Raw genomic sequence first — 24,800 nt, 5'->3', positions numbered from 1 at the left:
ATAACAAAAACAACACGGCGGAGGCGCAGCTAACTGATTCTTTTGGAGAGGCGTTGCATTTGGGGTTTGCCCCGCAACCAGGCCGAGAACAACAAAAACTGCCCTAAGGCAGAGCCTGAACTGGTTGGATCGTAGATCAGCAACACAGCGACCAAAGCAATCCGTTTGCTCTTGACTCCCGATTGGGAGTGTCATGAAGGTGAAGCTTCATGGCGAGGGCGATCAACAAAAACAAGAAGCCCGCAATCAATAATAAAAATAGAGCACGCAACTACTTCTGGGGGAGCTTCGGCTCCCCTTGTAGTTTCCGGGATTTGACAATTTTAGGCTTCTGGCTCAAGCCTTGCAGCTTGTTCCTACACCATCCCCCGACTAAATGCTAGAATCCCGGCCCATCATGCGGTCATTCTTCGTTATGGCCGAACATTCCTTCAAACAGTGCATCCCATGCTGAAGAAGTTGTTCCAGTCATTCCGTTCCCCCTTGCGTCGTACGCAACACATTCGCAGCACGCCTGAAGTGCTTAACAGCAATCAGCATTCATTGCAGCGCGCCCAATTCAGCCGTTATGCGGTGAACATCGTCGAACGTTTGCAGAACGCCGGCTACCAGGCTTACCTGGTGGGCGGGTGCGTGCGCGACATGTTGCTCAACATCACACCCAAAGATTTCGACGTCGCCACCAGCGCCACGCCCGAGCAAGTGCGTGCCGAATTCCGCAATGCGCGAATCATCGGTCGCCGCTTCAAATTGGTGCACATCCACTTTGGTCGCGAAATCATCGAGGTCGCAACCTTCCGTGCAGGCCATCCGCAAAACGATGAAGAGGAAGACACTAACCAGTCTTCCCGCAACGAGAGCGGACGCATCCTGCGCGACAACGTTTACGGCACCCTGGAAGAAGATGCGCAACGCCGCGACTTCACCATCAACGCGCTGTATTACGACCCGGTCAGCGAGCGCATCCTCGATTACGCCAATGGCGTACACGACATTCGCAACAACCTGATCCGCTTGATCGGCGACCCGACTCAGCGCTACCAGGAAGACCCGGTGCGCATGCTGCGCGCCGTGCGGTTTGCCGCCAAGCTGAACTTCGGCATCGAAAAACACACCGCCGCGCCCATTCGTGAGCTGGCGCCGATGTTGCGTGAGATTCCTTCCGCGCGCCTGTTCGAAGAAGTGCTCAAGTTGTTCCTGTCGGGCTATGCCGCCGACACGTTCGAAATGCTCGTCGACCTGCAGTTGTTCGATCCGTTGTTCCCGGCGAGCGCCGAGGCTCTGGAATACAACCCGACGTACACCCACACCTTGATCAGCGAAGCGTTGATCAACACCGACCTGCGCATCAAGCAGAACAAACCGGTGACCCCGGCGTTCCTGTTTGCCGCCTTGTTGTGGCCAGCCCTGCCCAAACGCGTCCTGCGTCTGCAAGACCGTGGCATGCCGCCGATCCCGGCCATGCAGGAAGCCGCGCACGAGCTGATCGCCGAGCAGTGCCAGCGTATTGCTATCCCGAAACGCTTTACCATGCCGATCCGCGAGATCTGGGACATGCAGGAGCGCCTGCCGCGCCGCAGCGGCAAACGCGCCGACCTGCTGCTGGACAATCCGCGTTTCCGCGCCGGCTATGACTTCCTGTTGCTGCGCGAAAGCGCGGGTGAGCAGACCGACGGCCTGGGCGAATGGTGGACTGACTACCAGGACGCCAATGACAGCCAGCGTCGCGACATGATTCGTGACCTCGGCAGCAAAGGCGATGGCGCCGGCGAAGGGCCGAAGAAGCGTCGCCGCAGTGGCGGCAAGCGCAAACGCAGCTCCACCGATGCCTCGGGCGCCACAGGCGAATAAACGTGGACCGTATCTACATCGGCATGGGCAGCAATCTCGCTGCCCCGGACCAACAATTGCGCAGCGCCGTCGAGGCGTTAGCGTTATTGCCAGGCACCACCGTCGCCGGCGTGTCGGCGTTTTATCAAAGTGACTCCCTGCTCCCGGGCCAACCGCGCTATACCAATGCGGTCGCCGCCCTGGAGAGTAGTCTCGCGCCACTGGCGTTGCTTGATGCGTTGCAAGCCATCGAGAACGACCAGGGCCGCGAGCGCCTTGAGCGCTGGGGCCCACGCACCCTGGACCTGGATATCCTGCTGTTCGGCGATCGCCTGATCGATGAACCGCGCCTCAAGGTGCCCCATTACCAGATGCACCTGCGCGCGTTCGTGTTGTACCCGCTGGCCGAGCTGGCACCCGCCAACCAGCAACTGCCAAACGGCCAAACGCTCAGCGAACTGCTGGCAGCTTGCCCGTTTGTCGGCCTGGAACGCCTCCCGGAAGCTTGATGCGATCCCGTTGGAAGCTGGCTTGCCTGCGATAGCGTCAACTCGGGGTGACGGATGTACCGAGTCGCCTGCATCGCCGGCAAGCCAGCGCCCACACTTGATCTCTGGCGTGACTCAAAGCGGCGGTCAACCTGCTGAATCGCGTCAGTAACAGCGGTAACACCCCACTCGTAACAATGCGGTAACACATCCAATTGACTTCCCGTGTCCTCATCACGACTATAGGCGTCCCGCTGCCGCCGACCCGGCGCTAAAGGGCGCAATCCAGGCCTTATAAGCACTGCTCTCAAGACAGTGCGCCTGTATAAACGAAGACTCGCGCGCGTTACTCGCTGTTTCCAAGCGCCTGAACGAGGACCCTTTTCATGCCAGACATTACCCTGACCACCTTGCAGAGCCTGAAGCTCAAAGGTGAAAAAATCACCATGCTGACCTGCTATGACGCCACCTTCGCCCAGGCCTGCTGCCAGGCCGGAGTCGAGGTGCTACTGGTGGGTGACTCCCTGGGCATGGTTCTTCAAGGGAATGACAGCACCCTGCCCGTCACCACCGATGAACTCGCCTACCACACCGCCAGCGTTAAACGCGGTAACGACGGCGCCTTCATCATCGCCGACCTGCCGTTCATGGGTTACGCCACGGTCGAACAGACCTTTCAAAACGCCGGCAAACTGATGCAAGCCGGTGCGCACATGATCAAAGTGGAAGGCGCCGTATGGCTCGCCGAGTCGATCCGACTGCTGGCTGAGCGCGGCGTACCCGTGTGTGTGCACATGGGCCTGACACCGCAGTCGGTCAACCTCCTCGGCGGCTACAAAGTACAAGGTCGCAATGAAGCCCAGGCGCGCCAGATGCGTGCGGACGCCATCGCCCTGGAACAAGCAGGTGCGGCGATGATTCTGCTGGAATGCGTGCCGAGCGAACTGGCGGCGGAAATCACGCAGGCTGTCAAAGTGCCGGTGATCGGCATTGGCGCAGGTTCCGCCACCGACGGCCAGGTCCTGGTGATGCACGACATGCTCGGCCTGTCGCTGACCGGCCGTGCGCCAAAGTTCGTGAAGAACTTCATGGCCGGCCAGGACAGCATCCAGGCGGCGTTGAGCGCTTACGTGGACGAAGTCAAAGCCGTTACTTTCCCAGGTGCCGAACACGGATTCTCTGCATGAACACCGTTAAAACCGTACGAGAACTGCGAGCCGCCGTCGCTCACGCGCGCAGTGCCGGCAAGCGCATCGGCTTTGTGCCCACCATGGGCAATCTGCACAGCGGTCACGCCACCCTGGTGACCAAGGCCGCGCAGCAATCGGACTTCGTGGTGGCGAGCATTTTCGTCAACCCGCTGCAGTTCGGTGCAGGCGAAGACCTGGACAAATATCCCCGCACACTGGCTGCCGACCAGGAAAAGCTGCTGCAAGCCGGTTGCAACCTGCTGTTCGCGCCGACCGTCGAAGAAATGTACCCCGGCGGCATGACCGGCCAGACCCGCGTGAGTGTCCCGCAGCTGTCCGAAGGCCTCTGCGGCGCCAGTCGCCCAGGGCATTTCGAAGGTGTGGCCACGGTAGTCAGCAAGCTGTTCAATATGGTCCAGCCGGACATGGCCGTGTTTGGCCAGAAGGACTACCAGCAACTGGCGGTTATTCGCGCCATGGTCCATGACCTGAACATGCCGATCCAGATCATCGGCGAACCGACCGTACGTGCCGCCGACGGCCTCGCGCTGTCATCGCGCAACGGTTACCTCACCGAAGAACAACGCGCCATCGCCCCCGTGCTGTACCGCAGCCTCAGCCAGATCGCTGCCGCCATCAAAGCGGGTGACCACGATTTCGCCAAGCTGCGCGCCGAACAGATCCAGCACATCGAAGCGGCCGGCTTGCGCATGGATTACCTGGAAGTGCGCCAAGGCGTGCACCTGCGTCCGGCCACGACTGAAGACCGTGATGTCGTTATCCTGGTGGCCGCGTATTTGGGCGCTACGCGCCTGATCGATAACTTGCACTTGAATCTGGCCTGACCCACCCGGCCTTTCCCCCTTAAAAACCGCTAAACAGTTGCCCTCCCTGCTGCGCCGGTATAAAAAAGTACCGGCTACAGCGCAGACAAAGCCAAGACATATCGACACGCTAGGTTTAATGTAATCGCCCTGCGCCATTATTGGCGCTGACCGGAACCCAACGCCTGATGAAAGACTGGACGTTCCGGATTTAGAAGTGTCCTAAAGGCAAGTCCCCGTAATAAAAAGGAAACCCGCAGCGATGGCGTACTACCGCACCCCTCATGACGTTACCGCTCTGCCCGCTTGGCAAGCGCTCAATCAACACCGCCACGCCATGCAGGATTTCAGCATGCGCGAAGCGTTTGATGCCGATCCCCAGCGCTTCTCCCAATTCACCCTGAGCAGCTGCGGGCTGTTCCTCGATTACTCGAAAAACCTGATCACCAGCGAAACCCGTGACCTGCTGGTGGCGCTGGCCAAGGAAGTCGACCTTAAAGGCGCGATCGAAGCGCTGTATGCCGGCGAACCGGTGAACTCCTCCGAAGGCCGCCCGGCCCTGCACACCGCCCTGCGCCGCCCAGTGGGCGACAAGCTGTCGGTCAACGGCGTCAACATCATGCCGGATGTGCACAAGGTGCTGAACCAGATCACCGACCTCGTGGGCCGTATCCACGATGGCCTGTGGCGTGGCTACACCGAAAAGCCGATCACTGACGTGGTCAACATCGGCATCGGTGGTTCGTTCCTTGGCCCGGAGTTGGTCTCCGAGGCGCTGTTGTCGTACGCCCACAAAGGCGTGCGTTGCCATTACCTGGCGAACATCGACGGCAGCGAATTCCACGAGCTGACCCAGAAGCTACGCGCCGAGACCACGCTGTTTATCGTCTCGTCGAAGTCCTTCAACACCCTGGAAACCCTGAAAAACGCCCAGGCTGCACGCGCCTGGTACCTGGCCCAGGGTGGTTCGGAAGCCGAGCTGTACCGCCACTTCATCGCCGTATCGAGTAACAACGCGGCGGCGGTAGCTTTCGGTATCCGCGAAGAAAACATCTTCCCGATGTGGGACTGGGTCGGTGGCCGTTATTCGTTGTGGTCCGCCATCGGTTTGCCAATTGCCCTGGCCATCGGCATGTCCAACTTCAAGGAGCTGCTGTCCGGGGCCTACACCATGGACCAGCATTTCCAGAATGCTCCGTTCGAAGCCAACATGCCGGTGCTGCTGGGTCTGTTGGGCGTGTGGTACGGCAACTTCTGGGGTGCGCGCAGCCACGCGATCCTGCCGTACGATCACTACCTGCGTAACATCACCAAGCACTTGCAACAGCTGGACATGGAATCCAACGGCAAGAGCGTGCGCCAGGATGGTTCGCCAGTGTCCACCGATACCGGCCCGGTTATCTGGGGCGGCGTAGGTTGCAACGGTCAGCACGCTTACCACCAGTTGCTGCACCAAGGGACCCAACTGATTCCGGCCGACTTTATCGTGCCGATCGTCAGCTTCAACCCTGTGTCCGACCACCATCAGTGGCTGTTCGCCAACTGCCTGTCGCAAAGCCAGGCACTGATGCTCGGCAAGACACGCAGCGAAGCCGAAGCCGAACTGCGCGAGAAGGGCATGCCGGAAGCCGACGTGCAGAAGCTGGCCCCGCACAAGGTGATCCCGGGCAACCGCCCGAGCAACACCCTCGTGGTCGAGCGCATCAGCCCGCGTCGCCTCGGCGCACTGGTGGCCATGTATGAACACAAAGTGTTCGTGCAGAGCGTGATCTGGGGCATCAACGCCTTCGACCAATGGGGCGTGGAGCTGGGTAAAGAGCTGGGCAAAGGCGTGTACAACCGTCTGACCGGCGCCGAAGAAACCTCGGCCGAGGATGCTTCGACCCAGGGCCTGATCAACTACTTCCGCGGTCGTCACCGCGGCTGATCCAGGTATCGCAAGGCCAACGTCCGTTTGGACGTCGGCCTTGAACCCTCCCCCCAGTGCGCGCATCTTTATGGCTTGTTCCGAAAACAAGAATAAGGACCGCTCATGTTCGATATCAGCACATTTCCCACCGCCGATGCCGTGCGCCGGGCGGCGCAGCTTAGTCAAGAAGACTACCAGCGCCTCTATCGCCAATCGATTGAGCAACCCGACATCTTCTGGGCCGAACAGGCCAAGCGCTTTCTCCACTGGATTACTCCGTGGCATACCGTTCAACACTCGGACATCAACACCGGCGCGGCCCAATGGTTTGCCGGCGGCCAACTGAACGTCAGCTACAACTGCATCGACCGTCATCTGGCGCAACGCGCTGACCAGCCCGCTTTCATCTGGGAAGGCGACGACCCTGCAACGTCTTCCAAAATCACCTACCGCCAACTCCACCAAAACGTCAGCCGCTTGGCCAATGTGCTGAAAAGTCGTGGCGTGAAGAAAGGCGACCGGGTGTGCATCTACATGCCGATGATCCCGGAAGCCGCCTACGCGATGCTGGCCTGCACGCGCATTGGCGCAGTGCATTCGGTGGTGTTTGGCGGGTTCTCGCCGGACGCCTTGCGCGATCGCATTCTCGATGCCGACTGCCGCACGGTCATCACCGCTGACGAAGGCGTACGCGGTGGCAAGCCGGTGGCCCTGAAAAAAAATGTCGACAAGGCCCTGGCCAGCTGCCCGAACGTCAGCACGGTAGTGGTGGTGGAACGCACCGGTGCGGACCTTGCCTGGGTAGAAGGCCGCGACCTCAAGTATCAACAGGCTCTGGAGGCCGCCAGCGACGACTGCCCGCCCGAGCCGATGGACGCCGAAGACCCGCTGTTCATCCTCTACACCTCCGGCAGCACCGGCAAACCCAAGGGCGTGTTGCACACCACGGGTGGCTACCTGCTGCAAGCGGCGATGACCTTCAAGTACGTGCTCGATTACCGCGACGGCGAAGTGTTCTGGTGCACCGCCGATGTGGGCTGGGTTACCGGCCACAGCTACATCGTGTACGGCCCGCTGGCCAATGGCGCCACTTCGCTGATATTCGAAGGTGTGCCGAGCTACCCGAACAGCTCGCGTTTCTGGCAGGTGATCGACAAACACAATGTGAATATCTTCTACACCGCGCCCACCGCATTACGCGCCTTGATGCGTGAGGGCCACGGCCCACTGGAGAGCACCTCCCGCGCCAGCCTGCGCCTGTTGGGCAGCGTCGGCGAGCCGATAAACCCGGAAGCCTGGGACTGGTATTTCAACGCCGTGGGCGAGCAGCGTTGCCCGATCGTCGATACCTGGTGGCAGACCGAAACCGGCGGCATCATGCTCAGCCCGCTGGTCAGCGCCCAACGGATCAAACCGGGGTGCGCAACCCAGCCCATGTTTGGCGTACAGCCTGTATTGCTCGACGAACAAGGCAAGGAGTTGAGCGGCGCCGGCAGTGGCGTACTCGCCATCAAAGCCAGCTGGCCTGGGCAAATCCGCAGCATCTACGGCGACCCGCAGCGCATGCTCGACACCTATTTCAAACCCTACCCCGGCTACTACTTCACCGGCGACGGCGCGCGGCGCGATGACGACGGCGACTACTGGATCACCGGGCGCATCGATGACGTTATTAACGTGTCCGGCCACCGTATCGGCACCGCCGAAGTGGAAAGCGCGCTGGTGCTGCATGACCAAGTGGCCGAAGCGGCCGTGGTCGGCTATCCCCACGACGTTAAAGGCCAAGGGATTTATGCCTTTGTCACACCCATGAATGGGGTCGAGCCCAATGACGAGCTGAAAAAGCACCTGCTTGACCTGGTCAGTAAGGAAATCGGCAGCTTTGCCAAGCCGGAACTGATCCAATGGGCACCCGCCTTGCCGAAAACCCGTTCCGGCAAGATCATGCGACGGATCTTGCGCAAGATTGCCTGCAACGAACTGGACAGCCTCGGCGACACCTCAACCCTGGCTGACCCCAGTGTCGTCGACGGCCTGATCGACAAACGCCTGAATCGATAGGACCCCCCGAGTCGCCATGGAATTTATCCGCAGCCGTATCGAAACCCAGCTGATGAGCCTCACCGGTCTGTCACTGGGCCAGTTGGACCTGGAAAACCCCAAGGGCGACCCAGGCCTGTTCGGACCGGACTCGGTCAGTTGGCAAGTCCATGGCGACTTCAGCAGCATGCTCATCGGGGGCATCAGCGCGTTGATGCTGCAAGCCTTGCATCCGCTGGCCCTGGCCGGTGTGTGGGACCACTCCAACTTTCGCCAGGACATGCTCGGACGCTTACGGCGGACCTCGCAGTTTATTTCCGGCACCACGTTCGGTTCGCGCAAGGACGCCGAATGGCTGATTGAAAAAGTCCGCACCATCCACCTGCAAGTGGTCGGACACGCCCCGGACGGGCGAGCCTACGCGGCCAGCGACCCGGAGCTGCTGACCTGGGTGCATGTGGCGGAAGTCAGCAACTTTCTCGCAGCGCACCTGCGTTATCGAAACCCGCACCTCAGCGGGCGGGACCAGGATCGTTACTACAGCGAAATCGCGCTGGTAGCCGAAAGGCTTGGCGCGCGACATGTTCCGCGCTCACGGCAGGAAATTTCGGATTATCTGGCGCGCATTCGTCCGCAATTGCTGTGCGACGAGCGCAGCCGCGAAGTGCTGCGCCTGTTGGTCAATGCGCCCGCCCCCAGCACACTGGCTAAACCCTTTGGCAGCTTGATGATGCAAGCAGGGATCGACCTGCTGCCGGACTGGGCCAGCACGATGCTCGAACAGCACCAGAGCCCGCTGCAACGCCAGATGATCCGCGCCGGGGTCAAGCGTAGCGCGCCGTTACTGCGTTGGGCGATGCGCAATGGTTCGGTACAGCGCGCCCATCGGCGGATGGGGTTGATGTAGGCCAGCGCCTATAGCTGTTAAACTCCGCGCCCCCATTTACAGCAAGGCGCGCTCCATGACTCCCTTGAATCAGGCGCTGCGCGCCGCCCTCGACCACCGCCAAGACCTGATCAACGAGCTGCATGCCCAAGGCACCGACTGCTACCGGCTGTTCCATGGCAGCCAGGAAGGCGCCGGTGGCCTGACCATCGACCGTTATGGCCCGCAACTGCTGGTGCAAAGCTTCCATCAGTCCCTGCACACCGAGGAACTGCTGGACCTGCACCAACAGGTCAATCAGTTCATGGGCCTGGAATTGCTGCTGGTGTACAACGACCGTTCCCGTGGCAACTCGCGAATCGACCGTGAAGACACGGTGTATCGCGCCGAACCCGTGGCCCTGGAAGACAAGGTCGGCCACGAATGGGGACTCAATTACCGTGTACGTGGGCGCCATGCCGGGCAGGACCCCCTGCTGTTCCTGGATCTGCGCAACACCCGCGGCTGGGTCAAGGACCACAGCGCCGGCAAAAGCGTACTGAACCTGTTCGCCTACACCTGTGGCGTAGGCTTGAGCGCGGCAGCCGGTGGCGCAAGTGAGGTGTGCAACCTGGACTTCGCTGAGGGCAACCTGGCAGTCGGTCGCGAAAACGGCCTGCTCAACCCGCACTTGCCGACCATGGATTTTGTGCAGTCCGACTACTTCCCGGCGATTCGCCAACTGGCGGGCTTGCCGATCACCCAGCGGCGCGGCCAAAAGCTGCCGAGCTATCCACGCCTTGAGCAACGTCAATATGACTTGGTGTTGCTCGACCCCCCGGCCTGGGCCAAGAGCGCTTTCGGCACCGTTGACCTGTTGCGCGACTACCAGAGCCTGCTCAAACCCGCGTTGCTGGCGACGGCCGACAATGGCGTGCTGATCTGCTGCAACAACCTCGCAAAAGTCAGCATGGATGACTGGCGTGAACAGGTGCTGCGTTGCGCCGAAAAAGCCGGTCGCCCGGTACGCGACTGGCAAATCATCACGCCGGGGGCGGACTTTCCTTCCCAGGACCAGCAGCCCCCCCTGAAAACACTGATGCTGCAACTGTAAGACTTGTCTCAACAGACCCGCTTCTTCGGAACCGAAATCCCGTGCCATACTCCAAGGCACTCTCGTTCGACATAGATGGCGTCACCCATGCCCAAAGGATTGATTCGCGCCATAGGCGCCTTGTTGACTGCCCTTGCTTTGTACAGCTTGCTGGGCTTTTTGATTCTGCCGGGCATCGCCCTTCGTATAGCCAACCAGCAACTGGCCAATTACGCCACGGTGCCGGCGCGGATCGAACGGATCGAGCTCAACCCGTTCAGCCTGGAGCTGACACTGTGGGGCCTGAAGATCGGTGAACCTGGCAAGGAACAGGTTGGCTTCGAGCGTCTTTACGCCAACCTGCAGATCGACAGTCTCTGGACGCGCGCCCTGCACCTGGCGGATGTGCAACTGGACCAGCCCAAGACCGAATTGCTGTTCGATAAATCCGGCCAACTGAATCTGGCGCAACTGTTCAAGCTGCCGCCGAGCGAGCCGACGCCGGCCGACCCGAATGCCAAACCCTTCCCGCTGCGTATCGACAGCATCAAGCTGGCCGGCGGTTATGTGCACTTCAAGGATCTGCGCCCGAGCGAGCCGATCGAATTCCTCTACAACAAACTCGACTTTGAGTTGAAAAACCTCAGCACCTTGCCGGAAGACAACGCCGACATGACGCTGGTGGCTGCCGGTCCTGAAGGTGGGCAGATCGACTGGAAAGGCAATTTCAGCCTGGTGCCGATCACTTCCGAAGGCACGCTGAAAGTCACCGACGGCAAGATGAAAGCATGGTGGCCGTACGTACGAGACGCCGTGCCGTTGGTACTTGAGGACGGTGTGTTGAATTTCAGCACCGACTACAAGTTCAGCCTGGCCAAAGAAACCGAGCTTAACCTGACCAACACGGCTGCGAGCATCGCGCCCTTTGCCATCAAGGCACCGGATGGCCGGCCATTGGTGCGGCTGGAACGCCTGGATGTCAGCGAAACCACTGTAGACCTGGCCAAGCAGCAAGTTGTTGTCGGCAAGATTCGCAGTAACAAGCTGGAAACCTGGGCCGCCCGCGAGGCCGATGGGCAACTGGATTGGCAAAAACTGTTTGCCGGCCAACCGAGCAAACCGGCCAAGGCGCCGGAACCCGCCACTGCGCCAGCCACCGCCGACTCGCCAAAAGCTCAACCGGCAGCGCCCAGCAAACCCTGGCAAGTGCTGCTCAAGGACGTGCAACTGCGTAATTACCAGGTACACCTGGCTGACCGTCAGGCCAAACCCGCTGTCGCACTGGAACTGGGCCCGTTGAATGTCGATGTGCAGAACTTCGACAGCCTCAACCAGAAGCCCTTTAGCCTGAAAGTCGACTCCGGGCTGGGCAAGCAAGGCAAGATCCAGGCGGCCGGTGAGGTCAACCTCAACCCGGTCAGCGCCAGACTGAAAGTGAATACTCAGGATATCGACCTGCGGGTCGCTCAATCCTATATCAACCCCTTTATTCGCCTGGAATTGCGCAGCGGCATGCTGGGCAGCAATCTGGATGTGAACCTGAAAAGCACGGACCCACTGGCCCTTCAGGTCACCGGCAGCGCTCAGGTCGATCAATTACACACCCTGGACACTCTCAAGAACCGCGACTTCCTCAAATGGCAACGCCTGATGCTGGAGGGCGTGAACTATCAGCACGGCAATAGCCTGTCGATCGACAAGGTCAACCTGCTGCAGCCTTATGCACGTTTCATGATCAACGATGATCGCACCACCAACATCGATGACTTGCTGATCCCGCAACCAGCCGACAGTGGCAACAAGACGGCGGCCAAGCCTGCGACCAGTAAAGAGAAGCCGTTGGGCATTCATATCGGGCAGATTGCGATCAATGACGGTTCGGCCAACTTCGCCGACTTCAGCCTCACGCCCAACTTCGCCACCGCCATCCAACAACTCAACGGGCAGATTGGCACCATTGACAGCCGCCAGGCCAAACCGGCGAGCGTCGACATCAACGGTAAGGTGGATCGCTACGCCCCCGTAACCATCAAGGGCAGCGTGAACCCATTTGATCCGATGGCGGCGCTGGATATCGCCACCAGTTTCAAACGCGTCGAACTCACCACATTGACGCCGTACTCCGGCAAGTTCGCGGGCTTTCGTATCCGCAAGGGCCGTCTCAACCTCGATCTGCACTATGTCATCACCAAAGGCCAGTTGAAGGCCGAAAACAAAGTTGTGGTCGAACAGCTGCAATTGGGTGAGAAGGTCGACAGTGCCGACGCCGTGGACTTGCCGATTCGCCTGGCAATCGCCCTGCTCAAGGACTCTGACGGCAAGATCTCCATCGAACTGCCGGTGACCGGCGACCTGAATAACCCGCAATTCAGCGTGATGCCGATTGTGTGGCAGACCCTGCGCAACCTGGTCGTACGCGCGGCAACGGCGCCGTTCAAGTTTATCGGCGGGCTGGTAAGCGGTGGGGGCTCGGAAGACCTCGGTAATGTGTCTTTCGCCGCAGGCTCCAGTGAGTTGAACAAAGACGCCGAAGGCGCCCTGAACACCCTGGCCAAGGCGCTGAAAGAGCGCCCTACCCTGCGCCTGGAAATCGAAGGTACGGCGGCTGCCAGCAGTGATGGGCCATTCCTGGCCGCAGAGCGTCTGGAGCGCGAATACCAATACAACTACTACAAGATCCTCCAGCGCCGTGGTGACAAGGTTCCAGCCCAGGCATCGCTGCTGGTTGTACCGGAGAAGGAAAAGGCGCCGTTGCTCGAAGGCATCTACCGCACTCGCCTGAAACAACAACCACCGGCTGAATGGAAAGACCTGAGCAGCGATGATCGCACCGCGAAGCTGAAGGATGGTTTGATCAAGTTCTGGAGCGCCAGTGACGTGCTGCTGCGCCAGTTGGGCCAAGACCGCGCCAGCACCATCAAGGACTACTTGGTGGACAAGGGAAAACTGGAAGATGACCGGGTTTACTTCATTGACGCCAACCTGGGGCAGGCTGAAAAGGATGGTCGAGTAGTGACGCCGATGCATCTGGATGCCGAGTAACGCCTGAACGACATCATCCAAATGTGGGAGCTGGCCTGATACAAATGTGGGAGCTGGCTTGTCGGACCGCCGAACCGCTGCGATGGCATCACCTCGGTTCAACTGAACGACCGAGGTGCCTGCATCGCAGGCAAGCCAGCTCCCACTTTGATGTATGTCGGCCTTGAAGTTTTGTTCCGGCCCACAATAGAACAGGCCCCGACACAAGTGCCGGGGCCTGTAATGACCACATCCGTGTGGTCGGTCGCATGAACTCAAGAGGTGCAGCGGGTGGAAATCTAACTCACCCTAAGCCGCCGCCGTCCAGTTCAGACGAATAGTTGAGCGTTACTCTGCCTTCAGGCCATCGGCCGAAACAGCTTTAACGCCTTTGATTTTCTTGGCAATCGCAACAGCAGTGGTTTTCTGAGCTTCGGTCACTGCGACAGAAGAGGACAGGGAAACAACACCTTTGTTGGTTTCAACTTTGATGTCGGTGCCAGGAATACCTTTCTCGGTAACCAGGTCAGCCTTCACTTTGGTAGTGATCCAAGTGTCCGAAGTGGCGTCTTTGGATTTGTCGATGTTGTCAGCTTTCATCGCACCGCCAGCCATCAGGCCATCAGCGGATACAGCGGTAACACCTTTGATTTTCTTGGTGATCGCTACAGCAGTCGCTTTCTGCGAGTCCGAGATAGCTACAGTCGACGACAGGGAAACCACGCCTTTGTTGGTTTCAACCTTGATGTCCGAGCCAGGAATACCTTTTTCAGTCAGCAGGTCAGCTTTGACTTTGGTGGTGATCCAAGTGTCGGAAGTGGACTCTTTGGCTTTGGTCATTTCGCCAGCGGCCAGGGTCATTGGCGCTTGGGAAGTCTGAGCAAAGGCCACGTTAGCACCCATGGCCAGGGTCAAAGCGGTAGCAGTAGCGAGAGCGAACTTCTTCATACGAGTAACTCCTGTTTTATTGAAAGTCTGCAGTGTGTGAACCTTGATGCTGCAGCGTTAACAGGGTTATTGCAGGCACTGTGCCAAGTTCTGAATTCGAATATTCCCCTTATAAAACAGCAACTTACAAAAACATCCAAATCTCGGAATCGTGCAAGTTGCATGAAACTGATCGTGCCTGCGTGCAAGTTGCGGCTTTTTGAATTAACTAAGCGACTGATTTCCCGACATTTTCCTCCGCGCATAAAAAAAGGACTCCGAAGAGTCCTTTTTCAGCTTAAAGCGAAGGGGTAATTAAACGCCCGAAGCCTTGGCTGCTGCTACGTCCTTGATGGACAGCTTGATACGGCCGCGGTTATCCACGTCCAGTACCAGCACTTCCACTTCCTGGCCTTCTTTCAGAATGTCGGTCACTTTCTCAACACGAGCGTCGCTCAGCATAGAGATGTGAACCAGACCGTCTTTGCCTGGCAGGATGTTGACGAACGCGCCGAAGTCGACGATGCGCTCAACTTTACCGACGTAGATCTTGCCGATCTCGGCCTCAGCGGTGATACCCAGAACGCGCTGACGTGCAGCTTCTGCAGCTTCCTTGGTTTCGCCGAAGATCTTGATCGAGCCGTCGTCTTCGATGTCAATCGAAGCCTTGGTCTCTTCACAGATTGCACGAATGGTCGCGCCGCCTTTACCGATAACATCACGGATTTTGTCGGTGTCGATTTTCATCGCAATCATGGTCGGAGCATTTTCCGACAGTTCGGTACGGGACTGACCAATGATCTGGTTCATCTGACCGAGGATGTTCAGGCGCGCTTCCAGGGCTTGGCCCAGAGCGATTTCCATGATCTCTTCGGTGATGCCCTTGATCTTGATGTCCATCTGCAGCGCGGTAACACCTTTAGCGGTACCGGCTACTTTGAAGTCCATGTCGCCCAGGTGGTCTTCGTCGCCCAGGATGTCAGTCAGGATGGCGAACTTCTCGCCTTCTTTAACCAGGCCCATGGCGATACCGGCAACCGGTGCCTTCATCGGTACACCAGCATCCATCAGCGCCAGGGAAGCACCGCAGACCGAAGCCATGGAGCTGGAACCGTTGGACTCGGTGATTTCCGACACAACACGGATGGTGTACGGGAACACGTCAGCAGCCGGCAGCATGGCTGCAATCGAACGACGAGCCAAACGGCCGTGACCGATTTCGCGACGGCCAGCGCCACCCATGCGACCACACTCACCTACCGAGAACGGAGGGAAGTTGTAGTGCAGCATGAACGGGTCTTTTTTCTCGCCTTCCAGGGTGTCCAGCAACTGTGCGTCACGCGCAGTACCCAGGGTCGCAACTACCAGAGCCTGAGTTTCACCGCGGGTGAAGAGCGCCGAACCGTGAGTCTTCGGCAGAACACCCACTTCGATGTTCAGCGGACGTACGGTGCGAGTGTCGCGGCCGTCGATACGTGGCTTGCCGTTAACGATGTTTTCGCGAACGGTGCGGTATTCGATTTCACCGAATGCAGCTTTGACGTCGCTGGAAGAAGGCTGGCCTTCTTCACCGGACAGCTTGGCCACAACCTGATCCTTCAACTCGCCCAGGCGAGCGTAACGGTCGGCCTTGACGGTGATGGTGTAGGCATCGGAGATCGCTGCGCCGAACTCGGAGCGAATAGCGCCCAGCAGTTCAGTCGCTTCAGCTTGTGGAGCCCAGGTCCACGTTGGCTTGGCAGCTTCGGCAGCCAGTTCTTTAACAGCGTTGATCACAACCTGGAACTCGTCGTGAGCAAACAGTACCGCGCCCAGCATCTGGTCTTCGGTCAGCTCTTTGGCTTCCGATTCAACCATCAACACGGCTTCCGAAGTACCGGCAACGACCATGTCCAGGCTCGAAGCTTTCTGTTGTTCGTAAGTCGGGTTCAGCAGGTAGCCGGTGCTTTCGTGGAACGCAACACGGGCAGCGCCGATTGGACCATCGAAAGGAATACCGGAGATGGCCAGGGCAGCCGAGGTACCGATCATCGCAGCGATGTCCGGATCGGTCTTCTTGCTGGTGGAAACGACGGTGCAGACAACCTGCACTTCGTTCATGAAGCCTTCTGGGAACAGCGGACGGATCGGACGGTCGATCAGTCGGGAAGTCAGGGTTTCTTTCTCGGAAGGACGGCCTTCGCGCTTGAAGAAACCGCCAGGGATCTTACCGGCAGCGTAAGTCTTTTCCTGGTAGTGAACGGACAGAGGGAAGAAGCCCTTGCTTGGGTCCGCGTGCTTGGCGCCAACAACAGTCACCAATACGGTGACGTCGTCGTCAACGGTGACCAGCACTGCGCCGGAAGCTTGACGGGCGATACGGCCTGTCTCGAGGGTAACGGTCGACTGACCGAACTGGAATTTTTTGATAACCGGGTTCACGGTGTCCTACCTTCTTTGTGGCTCTTGGGGAACTTGTCTTCTTGCGAAATTCTTGGGCAATGTCGGGAATCGGCCCGAGCCTGGTCCAGGGTAAAACGTGTATCCAGATAAAACTTGAGGCTGGGAGCCTGCCATGGGCCAGCGGGAATCCCACTGACACACGGCAGACAACCAACCTCTAGCGCAATCGCTTATTAGCGACGCAGACCCAGGCGACCGATCAGAGCCTGATAACGACCCAGATCCTTGCCTTTCAGGTAGTCCAGCAGCTTACGGCGCTGGTTTACCATGCGGATCAGACCACGACGGGAGTGGTGATCTTTACCGTTGGCCTTGAAGTGACCTTGCAGCTTGTTGATGTTGTGGGTCAGCAGTGCAACTTGCACTTCTGGCGAACCAGTGTCACCAACAGCTTGCTGATAGTCAGCAACGATTTGTGCTTTTTCTTGAACGTCGAGAGCCATGAGGCAATCCTTTTTTCAGGAAACCACCCAAAGGGCAGTTTCAACAGGCCAGGGACAAATCCCTGTATCTAAAAATGAGTGTTGACCGTGCCTGTTAACAGCCACACTCGTCCGGTCATTCTGACCGAATCAGTCGACGCGGCGCGATGCGCCCGTCTTCGCTCACTTCACCGATACCGATAAAGCGACCGTTATGATCCTGTACCCGCACCATACCGAACTTCGGAGCGTCCGGAGCGCGTACCGGCTGGCCGTTTAGCCAATAGAACGCGCTGTGCTCCGAGAAGTGCAGCAACGGCCAGTCCAGCAAACCGCTGTCCGATGGCATCAGGAAGCGATCAACTGCTTCATTGCCGCCTTCGGCATGTACTGCTTCCAACTCTTCCAGCGAGACCGTCTGGGCAAGGCTGAAAGGCCCTGCCTGCGTGCGTCGCAGCTCTGCAACGTACGCGCCGCAACCGAGCTTTTCACCAATATCTTCCACCAGGGTACGGATATAGGTGCCTTTGCTGCAGTCCACGGCCAAGCGGGCAGTGTCGCCCTCGCAGGCGAGCAATTCCAAGCGCGCAATAGTAACAGAACGCGGTTCGCGCTCCACTACTTCGCCCGCACGTGCCAGCTTGTAAAGAGGCTGCCCATCACGCTTGAGCGCCGAGTACATCGGTGGTATCTGACTGATTTCCCCACGAAAACCGGGTAAAGCAGCTTCAATATCAGCACGACCAACGGTCACGTCGCGAACCTGCAAAACATCACCCTCGGCATCGGCCGTGGTGGTGGTCTTGCCCAGTTGCATCAGGGTTTCGTAACCCTTGTCGGAATCGAGCAGGTATTGCGAGAACTTGGTGGCCTCACCAAAGCACAACGGCAATACGCCGGTGGCCAAGGGATCGAGGCTGCCGGTATGCCCGGCCTTCTCGGCGTTCAGCAACCAGCGAACCTTCTGCAATGCGGCATTGGAGGTAAAACCAATGGGCTTGTCGAGCAGAATGATGCCGCTGACGTTGCGACGGATACGTTTGACCTGAGCCACCGCTTACTCCTTGGCGTCTTCAGGTGTGGACGGGTGCTGGCTGTCTTCCGCCACGGCGCGCTCGATCAGTGCCGACAGGTGCGCACCACGCACGACGCTTTCGTCGTAGTGGAAGTGCAACTGGGGCACGCTGCGCAGCTTCATTTCACGGGCCAACTGCATGCGCAGGAAGCCTGCGGCGGAGTTGAGCACCTTGATGCTTTGCGCGATTTCTTCGCTGCTGTCCTGGCCCATCACAGTGATGAAAATCTTGGCGTGACCTACGTCACGGCTCACTTCAACAGCGGTGATGGTGACCAGGCCAACGCGTGGGTCTTTGACTTCGCGACGGATCAGTTGGGCCAACTCGCGCTGCATCTGATCGCCGATTCGCTGGGTACGGCTGTATTCTTTTGCCATGTCTTGTTACCTGTTACTGCCACACGGTGAAACCCGTGGGGTCTGAAAGCGGCAAACGCCCGGCCTGACAAAAGCCAGACCGGGCGTTGCGTTTAGAGTCCGGACACGGCGCGGGACATTTGCATGCCCACACGCTGTGTGGCTCCTGAAGTGCGCGAGTTAGAGGCTGCGAGCAACCTGAACCTTCTCGTAGACTTCGATCTTGTCACCAGCTTTGACGTCGTTGTAGCTCTTGACGCCGATACCGCATTCCATGCCGGCACGTACTTCAGAAGCGTCATCCTTGAAGCGGCGCAGGGATTCCAGCTCGCCTTCGAAGATAACGATGTCTTCACGCAATACACGGATTGGACGGTTACGGTGCACAGTGCCTTCGATAACCATACAGCCGGCAATCGCACCGAATTTCGGCGAACGGAACACGTCACGCACCTCGGCAACACCCAGGATGTTCTCCCGGACGTCACTGCCAAGCATGCCGGTAAGGGCTTTCTTGACGTCTTCGATGATGTCGTAGATGACGTTGTAGTAACGCATGTCCAGGCCTTCCTGCTCGACGATCTTGCGAGCGCCAGCATCGGCACGCACGTTGAAGCCAAACAGTACAGCGTTGGAAGCCAGTGCCAGGTTGGCGTCGGACTCGGTGATACCACCGACACCGCCACCGACAACACGCACTTGCACTTCGTCGTTACCCAGGCCGTTCAAGGCGCCGTTCAACGCTTCGAGGGAACCACGGACGTCAGATTTGAGGACGATGTTAAGCGTCTTCTTCTCTGCCTGGCCCATGTTCTCGAAGATGTTCTCCAGCTTACCGGCGTGAGCACGGGCCAGTTTGACTTCGCGGAACTTGCCTTGACGGAACAGAGCCACTTCACGGGCTTTCTTCTCGTCGGCAACTACGCTCATCTCGTCGCCAGCGTCCGGAGTACCGTCCAGGCCGAGGATCTCGACAGGGATGGAAGGACCGGCTTCTTTGATTGGCTTGCCGTTCTCGTCGAGCATGGCACGTACACGGCCATAGTTCGAACCGACCAGCACCATGTCGCCTTGGCGCAGGGTACCGTCTTGAACCAGTACGGTTGCAACCGGGCCACGACCTTTGTCGAGACGCGATTCAACCACAACACCGCGACCCGGGGCCGATGGCGTTGCTTTCAGTTCGAGTACTTCAGCTTGCAGCAGGACCGCTTCGAGCAGTTCGTCTACACCGGTACCGACTTTCGCCGAGACCGAGACGAATGGCGTATCACCGCCCCACTCTTCGGAAGTCACGCCGTGAACCGACAGTTCGCTACGGATGCGATCAAGGTCGGCGCCCGGCTTGTCGATTTTGTTCACTGCAACAACCAGTGGAACACCAGCAGCCTTGGCGTGCTGGACAGCTTCAATGGTCTGCGGCATCACGCCATCGTCTGCTGCAACGACCAGGATCACGATGTCAGTTGCCTTGGCACCACGGGCACGCATTGCGGTAAACGCGGCGTGACCTGGGGTGTCGAGGAAAGTGACCATGCCGCGTTCGGTTTCAACGTGGTACGCGCCAATGTGCTGAGTAATACCGCCGGCTTCGCCAGCAGCTACCTTGGCACGACGAATGTAGTCGAGCAGCGACGTCTTACCATGGTCAACGTGGCCCATTACGGTCACGACTGGCGCACGGGAGAACGTCTCACCTTCAAACTTCAAGGACTCGGCCAGGGAGTCTTCCAGAGCGGTATCGCTGACCAGGGTCACTTTGTGGCCCAGTTCTTCGGCTACCAGCTGAGCAGTTTCCTGATCAAGCACCTGGTTGATGGTCGCTGGGGTACCCAGTTTGAACATGAACTTGATGATTTCAGCAGCCTTGACCGACATCTGATTGGCGAGATCGCCAACAGAAATGGTCTCGCCGATCTGCACATCACGCACGACAGGGCCTGTTGGGCTCTGGAAACCGTGGGCGTTGCGTTTTTTCAGCTTGGCCTTGCCGCGACCACCGCGACGGAAGCTATCGCTTTCTTCGTCGGTAGTACGTGGGGCAACGCGTGGAGCGGGCGCTTTCTCTTTGACCGAGGCACGATGTGGAGCGTTTTTACGCTCGCCATCGCCACCACCACCGCGACGATTGTTATCGTCGGCACGTGGCTTGTCCGGACGACGAGGTTCGTCGCGCTTGCGAGCGTCTGCTGCTGGAGCAGGTGCGGCGGCAACCGGAGCGGCCTCACGCACAGCTTCAACAGGTGCGCTAGGCGCGGCGACCGCTTCAGTACCAGCAGGTTGCGCAGCAGCAGGCTGGCGACGCGCTTCTTCTTCGGCGCGACGCTTGGACTCTTCTTCAGCCTTCTGACGAGCAGCATTTTCTACTGCGCGACGTTCTTCCAGTTCGCGTTTGCGCTCGGCTTCGATTTCTTCCGGGCTGCGCTGTACGAAGACTTTCTTCTTGCGTACTTCAACGCTGATGCTCTTGCTACCAGCAACACGCAGTGTGCTGGTGGTTTTGCGCTGCAATGTAATCTTGCGCGGTTCTTCCACTTTCGCCTTGTGGCTGCTCTTCAAGTGAGTCAGCAAAGACTGCTTCTCACTGTCGCTCACACCTTCATCGGCGGCGGTGTGCGGCAGACCTGCCTCACGCATCTGCTGCAACAGGCGCTCTACCGGTGTTTTGACCTCATCGGCCAGTTGTTTCACCGTGACTTGCGTCATGCACTTCTCTCCTCAGGCCGCGCCTAGTTACTCGAACCAATGGGCTCGGGCGGCCATGATCAACTTGCCGGCACGATCATCGTCAATGCCGTCGATGTCGAGCAGATCGTCAATAGACTGCTCGGCCAGGTCTTCGCGGGTAATTACGCCGCGCACCGCCAGTTCCATCGCCAAATCCTTGTCCATACCCTCAAGCGAGAGCAGGTCTTCGGCCGGATGGGCGTCTGCCAGCTTTTCCTCAGTAGCGATGGCTTTAGTCAACAAACGATCCTTGGCCCGAGCGCGAAGCTCGTTGACGGTGTCTTCGTCAAAGCCGTCGATGTTGAGCATTTCTTCCAACGGTACGTAGGCAATCTCTTCCAGGCTGGTGAAGCCTTCATCTACCAGCACCTGTGCCAGGTCTTCGTCGACTTCCAGCTCGTCGATGAAGTTGCGCAGGATGTCGCCGGTTTCAGCTTGCTGCTTAGCCTGGATGTCCGATTCGGTCATCACGTTCAGGGTCCAACCGGTCAGTTGGCTGGCCAGACGCACGTTCTGACCACCACGACCAATGGCCTGAGCCAGATTGTCTGCGCCAACGGCGATGTCCATTGCATGGGCATCTTCGTCAACGATAATTGCCGCCACTTCAGCTGGCGACATGGCGTTGATCACAAACTGCGCCGGGTTATCGTCCCACAGCACAATATCCACACGCTCACCACCCAATTCGCCCGACACTGCCTGGACGCGTGAACCACGCATACCAATGCAAGCGCCCTGCGGGTCGATGCGTTTGTCCTTGGAACGGACCGCGATCTTGGCGCGCGAACCCGGGTCGCGGGACGCAGCCATGACTTCGATCAGGCCTTCGGCGATCTCCGGCACTTCGATACGGAACAGCTCGATCAGCATTTCCGGCGCGGTACGCGACAGGATCAACTGAGGGCCGCGGTTCTCGGTGCGGATTTCCTTGAGCAGCGCACGCAAACGCACGCCAACACGGAAGGTTTCGCGAGAGATGATGTCTTCGCGGGCCAGCAACGCTTCTGCGTTGTTGCCCAGGTCGACGATCACGTTGTCGCGGGTGACTTTTTTCACGGTGCCGGAGATGATTTCACCCAGGCGCTCGCGATAAGCGTCAACGACTTGAGCGCGCTCGGCTTCGCGAACCTTCTGCACGATGACCTGCTTGGCGGTCTGTGCAGCAATACGGCCGAATTCGATCGATTCGATCTTTTCTTCGACGACATCACCGACCTGAGCCCCAGGGTGCGTTTCGGCAACCTTGCTTGGCCAGGTTTCGATGGCCGGATCATCAAGGTCGGCTTCTTCGACGACCGTCCAGCGACGGAAAGTCTCATAGGCACCGGTGTGGCGGTTGATTTCCACACGCAGATCCACTTCGTCTTCAAAACGCTTTTTGGTAGCAGTGGCCAGGGCCAGCTCCAGCGCTTCAAAAATCACGTTTGCCGGTACGCCCTTTTCATTGGATACCGACTCAACAACCAGCAGTACTTCTTTGCTCATCGTACGCCTCGCCTTTCGCAAGCCATTGGATCCGCGGGATCCGCGTCTCAGTCAAAACTGGGAATAATGTTGGCCTTGTCGATCATATCGATCGGCAACAGGAATTCATGGTCTTCTACCTGCACCACGACATCCTGTTCTTCTACACCGCGCAGAAGGCCCTGAAAGTTGCGTCGCCCTTCGAACGGGGAACGCAGCTTGATCTTCACTTGTTCACCGGCAAATTTTGCAAACTGATCAATAGTGAACAGTGGGCGTTCCATGCCTGGCGAGGAAACTTCGAGGGTATATTCAACGGAGATTGGATCTTCAACATCCAGGACACCGCTGATCTGACGGCTGACAATGGCACAATCGTCCACCAGCACACCGCCCTCTTTATCGATATAAACGCGCAACATTGAGTGGCGACCTTGAGCCGAAAACTCAATACCCCAGCATTCATAGCCTAGGGCCACGATCACCGGGGCCAACAAGGCCTGCAACTCTTCTAGCTTGCTCGACACCTGAACCCCCTCGTGCATGTATGTGCATGCTGTGCAAAATAAAAAAATGGGCGAAACGCCCATCCTTGAAACGCCGTCGAATAGCGGCGTTGAAAGTGTCCAGCTAACAAAAAGCCCCTTAAAAGGGGCTCCGCTAAAACTGGTTGCGGGGGCCGGATTTGAACCGACGACCTTCGGGTTATGAGCCCGACGAGCTACCAGACTGCTCCACCCCGCGACAAAGCTGGGGCGGAAGTATACGACCGATCCCTTACAGGGTCAATGTAACCTTCCACCTACAAGAAAGCCCGCAACAGCGGGCTCTCCTGATAATTGGTACCGAGAAGGGGACTCGAACCCCTACACCCTATGGGCACAACCACCTCAAGGTTGCGTGTCTACCAATTCCACCACCTCGGCAATACAGCGTTTACAACCCTTATTACTTTTGCTCTTGAGCTGGAGGTACGTCAGTCGCTGGAGTAGCCGACTTTTGCTCTTGAAGCACCGGGACATCATCAGAAGCCGGTTTTGCTTTTGGTACTTCCAACACTGCTGGGTTTGGCAAACCTACTTGAGTCAGCACATGAGCCTTCTCTTTAGCAAAGTAACCTAACCCTAAGCTGGTTATGAAGAAACCGGCGGCAAGTATAGCAGTAAACTTACTAAGAAAGGTAGAGGAACCTTGGCTTCCGAACACAGTATTTGAAGCACCTGCACCGAAAGACGCACCAGCATCCGCACCTTTACCCTGTTGCAACAAAACCAGGGCAACTACGCCCAGGGCAGCCAACAGATGAAAAACGACTACGACTGTTTCCAGCATTTTTTCAGTTTCCCGCGGCGCGACAAATCGCACCGAACTCATCTGCATTCAGGGAAGCTCCACCAATGAGCCCCCCATCGATATCCGGCATGCCGAACAGTTCGACCGCATTGGCCGCCTTCACGCTGCCGCCGTATAGAAGCCGCACACCTTGTGCGACCTCAGAATTCTCTGCCGCCAACTGTGCGCGAATGGCTGCGTGCACATCCTGCGCCTGTTGCGGTGTAGCAGTCAGCCCGGTGCCAATGGCCCAGACCGGCTCGTAAGCAATTACTGCCTTTGCAAACGCACCAACACCCAGCTCCTCGATAATGCTGCCCAGCTGACGCGAGACAACTTCAAGAGTCTTGCCCGATTCGCGTTGCTCAAGGGTCTCCCCTATGCACAACACCGGAATCAAGCCACAAGCCTGTGCCGCTGCAAACTTGCGATTGAGTGTCCCATCACGTTCGCCCATCATCTGACGGCGCTCGGAGTGCCCGACAAGCACATAGGAACAACCCGCATCTACCAACTGACTCGGCGAAATCTCACCGGTCAAAGCACCTTGCATGGGCTCCACCGCAGAATTCTGCGCGCCGACCTGGATCGACTTACCTTTCAAGCCATCAACCACCTGGTTGATATGCAAGCAAGGCGGGAAAACCGCAATATCAACACCGCTAGGCAAGGCCAAGTGACGAAGGCCATTGATCAGCTCAGCGACACTGGCGCGGGTACCGTGCATCTTCCAGTTACCAGCTACCATAGTGCGACGCATGCTGTACCCCGTCGGTCAAAGTGGGCGCAGA

General features: G+C 58.3%; 19 protein-coding genes and 2 tRNA genes. 9 read left to right on the top strand and 12 right to left on the bottom strand.

Translation table 11 applies throughout. The features are described from left to right. The first annotated feature begins 447 nt into the window (after positions 1 to 447). From ACI77D_RS17210 to ACI77D_RS17170, 9 genes are all read left to right on the top strand, one after another. Complete coding sequence (locus tag ACI77D_RS17210; protein WP_407017106.1) at positions 448 to 1,851, top strand: polynucleotide adenylyltransferase PcnB; 1,404 nt, start codon at positions 448 to 450, stop codon at positions 1,849 to 1,851. Positions 1,852 to 1,853: 2 nt separating this feature from the next. Further along, entirely contained in the window at positions 1,854 to 2,339 is a 486-nt protein-coding gene (gene folK, locus ACI77D_RS17205) for a 2-amino-4-hydroxy-6-hydroxymethyldihydropteridine diphosphokinase (RefSeq protein WP_407017105.1), read from the top strand. Positions 2,340 to 2,704: 365 nt separating this feature from the next. Further along, positions 2,705 to 3,505, top strand: a complete 801-nt coding sequence (gene panB, locus ACI77D_RS17200) for a 3-methyl-2-oxobutanoate hydroxymethyltransferase (protein WP_064454165.1) — start codon at positions 2,705 to 2,707, stop codon at positions 3,503 to 3,505. After that, positions 3,502 to 4,353, top strand: a complete 852-nt coding sequence (gene panC / locus ACI77D_RS17195) for a pantoate--beta-alanine ligase (protein WP_407017104.1) — start codon at positions 3,502 to 3,504, stop codon at positions 4,351 to 4,353. The genes panB and panC overlap by 4 nt, the downstream gene beginning before the upstream one ends. A 241-nt stretch (positions 4,354 to 4,594) precedes the next feature. Continuing rightward, positions 4,595 to 6,259 carry a glucose-6-phosphate isomerase gene (gene pgi, locus ACI77D_RS17190; RefSeq protein WP_064454167.1) on the top strand — a complete coding sequence of 555 codons (1,665 nt, stop codon included), beginning with the start codon at positions 4,595 to 4,597 and terminating at the stop codon, positions 6,257 to 6,259. A gap of 105 nt (positions 6,260 to 6,364) precedes the next feature. Next, the gene (acs, locus tag ACI77D_RS17185; protein WP_064454168.1) at positions 6,365 to 8,302 is read left to right on the top strand and encodes an acetate--CoA ligase; all 1,938 of its coding nucleotides are present in this window, start codon (positions 6,365 to 6,367) and stop codon (positions 8,300 to 8,302) included. A 16-nt stretch (positions 8,303 to 8,318) separates the two neighbouring features. Beyond that, positions 8,319 to 9,188 (top strand): oxygenase MpaB family protein, encoded by an 870-nt coding sequence (locus ACI77D_RS17180; protein ID WP_078827335.1) that lies wholly within the window; start codon positions 8,319 to 8,321, stop codon positions 9,186 to 9,188. Between the two features lie 55 nt (positions 9,189 to 9,243). Further along, positions 9,244 to 10,260, top strand: a complete 1,017-nt coding sequence (locus ACI77D_RS17175; protein ID WP_064454170.1) for a class I SAM-dependent rRNA methyltransferase — start codon at positions 9,244 to 9,246, stop codon at positions 10,258 to 10,260. A gap of 87 nt (positions 10,261 to 10,347) precedes the next feature. Continuing rightward, a complete protein-coding gene (locus ACI77D_RS17170) occupies positions 10,348 to 13,281 on the top strand; it encodes a DUF748 domain-containing protein (protein WP_407017103.1) in 2,934 nt (977 codons plus the stop codon). A 327-nt stretch (positions 13,282 to 13,608) separates the two neighbouring features. Here ACI77D_RS17170 and ACI77D_RS17165 read toward each other — a convergent pair whose 3' ends face one another. The 12 genes from ACI77D_RS17165 to tpiA form a co-directional block, all read right to left on the bottom strand. Continuing rightward, entirely contained in the window at positions 13,609 to 14,208 is a 600-nt protein-coding gene (locus ACI77D_RS17165; protein WP_064454172.1) for a BON domain-containing protein, read from the bottom strand. Between the two features lie 294 nt (positions 14,209 to 14,502). Further along, the gene (gene pnp, locus ACI77D_RS17160; protein WP_053258071.1) at positions 14,503 to 16,608 is read right to left on the bottom strand and encodes a polyribonucleotide nucleotidyltransferase; all 2,106 of its coding nucleotides are present in this window, start codon (positions 16,606 to 16,608) and stop codon (positions 14,503 to 14,505) included. Between the two features lie 194 nt (positions 16,609 to 16,802). Then, entirely contained in the window at positions 16,803 to 17,072 is a 270-nt protein-coding gene (gene rpsO / locus ACI77D_RS17155) for a 30S ribosomal protein S15 (RefSeq protein ID WP_003176135.1), read from the bottom strand. 115 nt (positions 17,073 to 17,187) lie between these two features. Beyond that, the gene (gene truB, locus ACI77D_RS17150) at positions 17,188 to 18,105 is read right to left on the bottom strand and encodes a tRNA pseudouridine(55) synthase TruB (protein ID WP_407017102.1); all 918 of its coding nucleotides are present in this window, start codon (positions 18,103 to 18,105) and stop codon (positions 17,188 to 17,190) included. A gap of 3 nt (positions 18,106 to 18,108) precedes the next feature. Beyond that, entirely contained in the window at positions 18,109 to 18,504 is a 396-nt protein-coding gene (gene rbfA, locus ACI77D_RS17145) for a 30S ribosome-binding factor RbfA (RefSeq protein WP_016973761.1), read from the bottom strand. Between the two features lie 159 nt (positions 18,505 to 18,663). After that, positions 18,664 to 21,189: a translation initiation factor IF-2 gene (infB, locus tag ACI77D_RS17140; RefSeq protein ID WP_064454173.1), complete on the bottom strand. Its 2,526-nt coding sequence runs from the start codon at positions 21,187 to 21,189 to the stop codon at positions 18,664 to 18,666. Between the two features lie 27 nt (positions 21,190 to 21,216). Beyond that, a complete protein-coding gene (gene nusA / locus ACI77D_RS17135; protein ID WP_003212187.1) occupies positions 21,217 to 22,698 on the bottom strand; it encodes a transcription termination factor NusA in 1,482 nt (493 codons plus the stop codon). Positions 22,699 to 22,745: 47 nt separating this feature from the next. Continuing rightward, entirely contained in the window at positions 22,746 to 23,204 is a 459-nt protein-coding gene (gene rimP / locus ACI77D_RS17130; RefSeq protein ID WP_159442625.1) for a ribosome maturation factor RimP, read from the bottom strand. A gap of 140 nt (positions 23,205 to 23,344) precedes the next feature. Next, positions 23,345 to 23,421 (bottom strand) — tRNA-Met (locus tag ACI77D_RS17125). A 96-nt stretch (positions 23,422 to 23,517) separates the two neighbouring features. Next, a tRNA-Leu gene (locus tag ACI77D_RS17120) sits at positions 23,518 to 23,603 on the bottom strand. A gap of 22 nt (positions 23,604 to 23,625) precedes the next feature. Beyond that, the gene (gene secG / locus ACI77D_RS17115) at positions 23,626 to 24,009 is read right to left on the bottom strand and encodes a preprotein translocase subunit SecG (protein ID WP_010206600.1); all 384 of its coding nucleotides are present in this window, start codon (positions 24,007 to 24,009) and stop codon (positions 23,626 to 23,628) included. Positions 24,010 to 24,013: 4 nt separating this feature from the next. Further along, positions 24,014 to 24,769, bottom strand: coding sequence for a triose-phosphate isomerase (gene tpiA / locus ACI77D_RS17110; protein WP_064454174.1), 756 nt, complete (start codon positions 24,767 to 24,769; stop codon positions 24,014 to 24,016). Positions 24,770 to 24,800 lie beyond the last annotated feature (31 nt).

Source organism: Pseudomonas sp. O39, from assembly GCF_045447295.1.
GTDB lineage: Bacteria > Pseudomonadota > Gammaproteobacteria > Pseudomonadales > Pseudomonadaceae > Aquipseudomonas > Aquipseudomonas antarctica_A.
Note: the sequence above shows the minus strand (reverse complement) of the source record. Positions and strands in the feature narration are given on the sequence as shown.